Below are 4,177 nucleotides of genomic sequence, written 5' to 3'. Positions count from 1 at the left end.
GTGAGCGGCTGGGATCGGAGACAGCGTGCACCGCCTCGAACAGCCGCTTGGCGTGACGGCGGGCGGGAGTATCGGCCGCCTCGGACCGTTCGGCCGACGGTGGTGAGGCCGGATGGGATTCAGGTACTGCGGCGGACAGGCATCCGCGGTGGGCGGCGGCGACGTCCGAGACCCGTTTCGACAGTCCCTGTCAGAGGTGAAAGCGGTCGCTGACCTGCACCGCGTCCGGGGCCCTCTCGGTGATGCCCTGCCGGTAGACCAGTGAACCGTCCCGGCACACCACCTCGACGCCGGGGTGCGTGCGCAGCCAGGCGGCCATCTGCTCGGCGTCACGCCCGGCCCACAGCTCGATCGGCAGTCGCGTGTCTGCATCCACCAGCAGTGTGCCGTGGACGTCCGTGTACAACGCGAAGTCGTCCACGCCCAGCACCCGCGGTGTCGCGACCGAGGGCAGTCGCATGCGCATCAGCTGGAACAGCACACTCGTCCGCGACAGCGGCACCTTCAAGATGTGCAGGAGCCGCGCCCCGCCACGGCCGGCGAGCAGCACCCCGGCCATCTCCACCAGATGCTGGAGCAGCGGACTGCGACGCTGGTAGCGCACCGTCAGCCCCTCTACCTGCTCGGCAAACGTCCGCCGACCACAGCTCGGACTGTCACAGAACAACCGCCGCACCATCAGACTGATTAGCACCGGGCGTCCACCGACAGCGACGTCGGCCAGCGTGCGGGAATACCGGCTGTGTACCCGCGCCGACTCGCGCCCGCAGCCCGGACACGCCACCATCAACTCGCAGGTACGGGCGGCTATACGGACCACGCCACCCGCCGACCACACCCGTTCCACCCGCACCACATCCAGGTGCGGAGACATAATCCGTACGAGGTCATCACACACTCGCTGACAGTCCCGCTACCCGTGACGGAGCGTCGATGGGAACGAGGTCCTGGCCACCGCGATCCTCGACCGCCTTCTGCACCACTGCGAGGTCGTCCCGGGCAACGGACGCTTTACCGGCGGTGCCAAGCAAGAACCCGGACGCCGGTTTCACGCCCTGTATGACCATGTCCACCGCATGGAACGTTCTGAGGCGGGCGTGGGCCTGTGTGTGCGCAAACCGCGGTGCCCCCGGCGTGGACGGCATGACCGTCGACGCGGTGGAGTCCTCGGGGGTGGATGCATTCCTCGAGGACCTTTCGCAGAGACTGCGGGCGCATGCGTATCGTCCGTCAGTGCTGCGACGGGTCCAGATTCTCAAACCGGGGCGGCCGGGGGAGTTCCGGCCACTATCGATCCCCACCGTGGCGGACCGCGCGGTGATGACGGCTGCGAAACTGGTCATTGAACCAGTATTCGAGGCCCAGTTCACCGAGGCGAGCTATGGGTTTCGGCCGAAGCGGTCCGCGGTCGACGCGTGCGAAGCAGTGCGTGTCGCCGCGAACCAGCGGCGGGAGTGGGTGTTCGAGGCCGATATCCGCGACTGCTTCGGCACGATCGACCATGAGGCGCTGATGGCCCAAGTGGCGCGGCGTGTGGTGGACCGGCCGATGCTGAAGCTGATCCGGGCCTGGCTGCGGATGGGATTCCTGGAGGGCGGGGTGACCTCGCCTACCGGGGCGGGAACGCCTCAGGGCTCACCGATTTCCCAATTGCTGGCAAATATCGCGCTGCACGTTCTCGTCGAGGCGTGGCAGAACGAAGGTTGCCGGCTGGGGACGCTGGTGAGGTACTGCGATGATTTCGTAGTTCTGTCGCCGACGGAGCAACGGGCCGAGCAGGCCCATGAATTGGCGACACGGGTGCTGGAGCAGCTCGGGATGCGATTGCACTCCGAGAAGACCGGCATCGTCTGCCTCACCCGAGGTGGGCAGGGCTTCGACTTTCTCGGCTTCCACCACCGGAAGATAGAATCCAGATACTACTTGCAACGCTGGCCCTCGGCCAGAGCGATGCGGGTACTGCGGGACAAAGTCCGTGCGGCGACCGCTCGTTCGAAGACTGAGCGACCGGTATCCGCCGTGGTCGCCGATCTCAACCCGGTCCTGCGGGGCTGGTCTGCGTACTTCCGTAACGGTAGTTCCGGGCGGAAGTTCGACGTGGTCGACGGCTATGTCCACGAGCGCCTGGCGATCTTTGCCAGCGCGAAACACGGACTTGCGGGCAGGAACTGGGCCACCCGATTTACGTAGGGGTGGATCACTCGGCTCGGTGTCTACCGTCTTACCGAAAACGTGCACAGGGCAACGGCGCATGCCAGCCGGTGAACGATGTCGGAAAGCCGTGTGCGGGAGAACTGCATGCACGGTTTGAAGCGGCGGGGGCTGGAAACGGGGCATCGGCCACCGCGCCAGTCCCCGACCCTACTAAGCTTCTTGGCCTCCTGCGGCATGACGCTGCCGCGTGGACCGGGCCCGGGGGGGAGGTGTCCCGGTCCCCGCGCGGGTAGGGGTTAGCTGAGCAATGACGCGACGGCGTCGAGGATCTGCTGCGGCTCGGTGCGGGTGGTGTAGTTGGGGTGAACGTCGATCCAGCGGATCGTGCCGTCGGCGTCGACCAGGACGGTCGTAGGCATCGGAATGTTGGCGGTGCCGTCGCTGTTGCCGCTGGCCACGTCGAGGCCGAACGCGGCCTGGGACTCGCGGACACCGTCGCTGGGATGGGTGAGGATGCCCAGGGCGGTGGCGAGCTGGTTGCCCGGGTCGGACAGCACGGAGAAGGTCAGCTCGTTGGTCTCCTTGGCGGACAGCGAACCGTCCGGCTTCTGCGGGCTGACCGCGACCAGCTCGATACCGCGCTCAGCCAGGACCGGGACAACTTGCTCCTGGTAGGTGCGCAGGGCGATGTTGCAGTAGGGGCACCACGCGCCGCGGTAGAAGACGACGACGGCTGGCTTGCCGTCGCGGGCCTTGGCCAGGCTGGTCGCGGCACCGTGCACATCGAGTAAGTCACCGTCGGGTATGGCGGTACCGCTCTGGGCGACGCCGGGGGGGATGCCAGCCGCGTCGAGGTTGTTCTGCTCCTCGGCAAATCGGGCCATAACCTCGGCGGGCGCCTGAGTGGCTATGTTCTCGTTGAACGTCACGACCTGCTCGGCGATCGTCTGGGTGCTGCTCATGGAGGACCTTTCGTGTCAGAGGAGTGAGGGGGACGCGGGCTCGGCGCCGGGCGCCGTACCCAGGAAATGGAGTATTCACGGATCGTGGCACGACCTTTCTGGAGTGTCAACTCCATTCTGTGGGTCCGGTCGCCCGGGACGACTCGGGCCTCTGGAGATGCGATGCAGCTGCCGTCGACCGCGAGCACGGCCCTGTGTCCAAAGGCGGCGGCGTCGCTGGCGAGGTAGACCATGGCGAAGACGATCCCCTGAGCCGTCCCGGACTGGCCAGCGAGCGCGAGGGCGGCCGGCTGGTTGAGCTGCTCACCCATGGCTGCCGTACTCTCGGTCAGGGTGGGCCGGGGATGACGGAGTTGACGCGGATGCCGCGTGGTCCGTACTCGGCCGCCCATGCCTTGGTCGGCAGGTTGAGCGCGGCCTTGCTCGGGGTCGTAGCGCCATACCGGCGGCACCGAACTCGGCGACCATCATTCCGATGTTGACGATCGCGCCCTTGCCGCGCTCGGTCATAGCCGGGGCGAGAACTCGGCCGTATACCGCTTGCTCGTGTTGCTCTTCTTGCTCACTACCTGGAACTCAGGGTTGATTCAAAGTCCTGGTGATCATGCTGCGGTGCTGGTCAGGGGATCTGGAGGAGGCCAGCGGCGACGCTGCGGTGCCCGTGGTCGCGAAGGGTGTTGATCGCCAGGTTGCGCAGGGTGGCCATGTTCTCCGGGCCGCGCCCCGTGCGGACCTTGGAGGCGTCTTCACGGAAGGCGGTGTCGCGTACGAAGTGGGGCCGGTTCTCGATGGTCCACTGCGAGCGGGCGAGGTCGCCGATCCGCTGGGACGATGCCTGCCGGTGGGTCAGGTCGGTGATCGCGTAGACGGTCTGCCGGGTCAGCCGCCCGGTCTTGAGGTCGGTGCGGTAGTGGGTGATCCTCGCGGCCTGGGCCGCGTGGGGAAAATCCGGGTCTTCGAAGTTAACGGTAGTTCGTTAAATCCGGAGGTAAAGGTCGATGCCGTGTCCGGTGGTCACCGCGTCGATCAGGGCCTGGAGCTCATGGGGTGGGTCGGTGTCG

The 4,177-nt window shown here is 66.7% G+C and carries 5 protein-coding genes and 2 pseudogenes; 3 read left to right on the top strand and 4 right to left on the bottom strand.

Annotation, left to right across the window (positions count from 1 at the left end; translation table 11 throughout):
* Positions 1 to 190: 190 nt before the first annotated feature.
* On the bottom strand, positions 191 to 604 hold the full coding sequence (locus tag ACFV3E_RS46460; protein ID WP_500542575.1) for a transposase: 414 nt from the start codon (positions 602 to 604) through the stop codon (positions 191 to 193).
* Between the two features lie 63 nt (positions 605 to 667).
* Positions 668 to 787, bottom strand: a pseudogene (locus ACFV3E_RS46455) (transposase family protein); the annotation flags it as partial.
* A gap of 142 nt (positions 788 to 929) precedes the next feature.
* Between ACFV3E_RS46455 and ACFV3E_RS46450 the strand changes: the two are divergent.
* Positions 930 to 1,007: pseudogene (locus ACFV3E_RS46450) on the top strand (ATP-binding protein); the annotation flags it as partial.
* Between the two features lie 52 nt (positions 1,008 to 1,059).
* Positions 1,060 to 2,190 carry a group II intron reverse transcriptase/maturase gene (gene ltrA, locus ACFV3E_RS46445; protein ID WP_500542571.1) on the top strand — a complete coding sequence of 377 codons (1,131 nt, stop codon included), beginning with the start codon at positions 1,060 to 1,062 and terminating at the stop codon, positions 2,188 to 2,190.
* Between the two features lie 260 nt (positions 2,191 to 2,450).
* Here ltrA and ACFV3E_RS46440 read toward each other — a convergent pair whose 3' ends face one another.
* A complete protein-coding gene (locus ACFV3E_RS46440; RefSeq protein WP_500542569.1) occupies positions 2,451 to 3,116 on the bottom strand; it encodes a peroxiredoxin-like family protein in 666 nt (221 codons plus the stop codon).
* Between the two features lie 328 nt (positions 3,117 to 3,444).
* Positions 3,445 to 3,651 carry an SDR family oxidoreductase gene (locus tag ACFV3E_RS46435; RefSeq protein WP_500542573.1) on the bottom strand — a complete coding sequence of 69 codons (207 nt, stop codon included), beginning with the start codon at positions 3,649 to 3,651 and terminating at the stop codon, positions 3,445 to 3,447.
* Positions 3,652 to 3,714: 63 nt separating this feature from the next.
* On the opposite strand from ACFV3E_RS46435, the gene ACFV3E_RS46430 reads away from it, so the two are divergent.
* On the top strand, positions 3,715 to 4,177 hold a 463-nt coding region (locus ACFV3E_RS46430), incomplete at its 3' end, for a hypothetical protein (protein WP_500542567.1).

It is taken from the genome of Streptomyces sp. NPDC059718 (assembly GCF_042733315.1).
GTDB lineage: Bacteria > Actinomycetota > Actinomycetes > Streptomycetales > Streptomycetaceae > Actinacidiphila.
Note: the sequence above shows the minus strand (reverse complement) of the source record. Positions and strands in the feature narration are given on the sequence as shown.

Bases quoted from the DNA above. Each gene is read 5' to 3' on its own strand.
- ltrA (WP_500542571.1), top strand. From the start codon at position 1,060: ATGACCATGTCCACCGCATGGAACGTTCTGAGGCGGGCGTGGGCCTGT.
- ACFV3E_RS46440 (WP_500542569.1), bottom strand. From the start codon at position 3,116: ATGAGCAGCACCCAGACGATCGCCGAGCAGGTCGTGACGTTCAACGAG.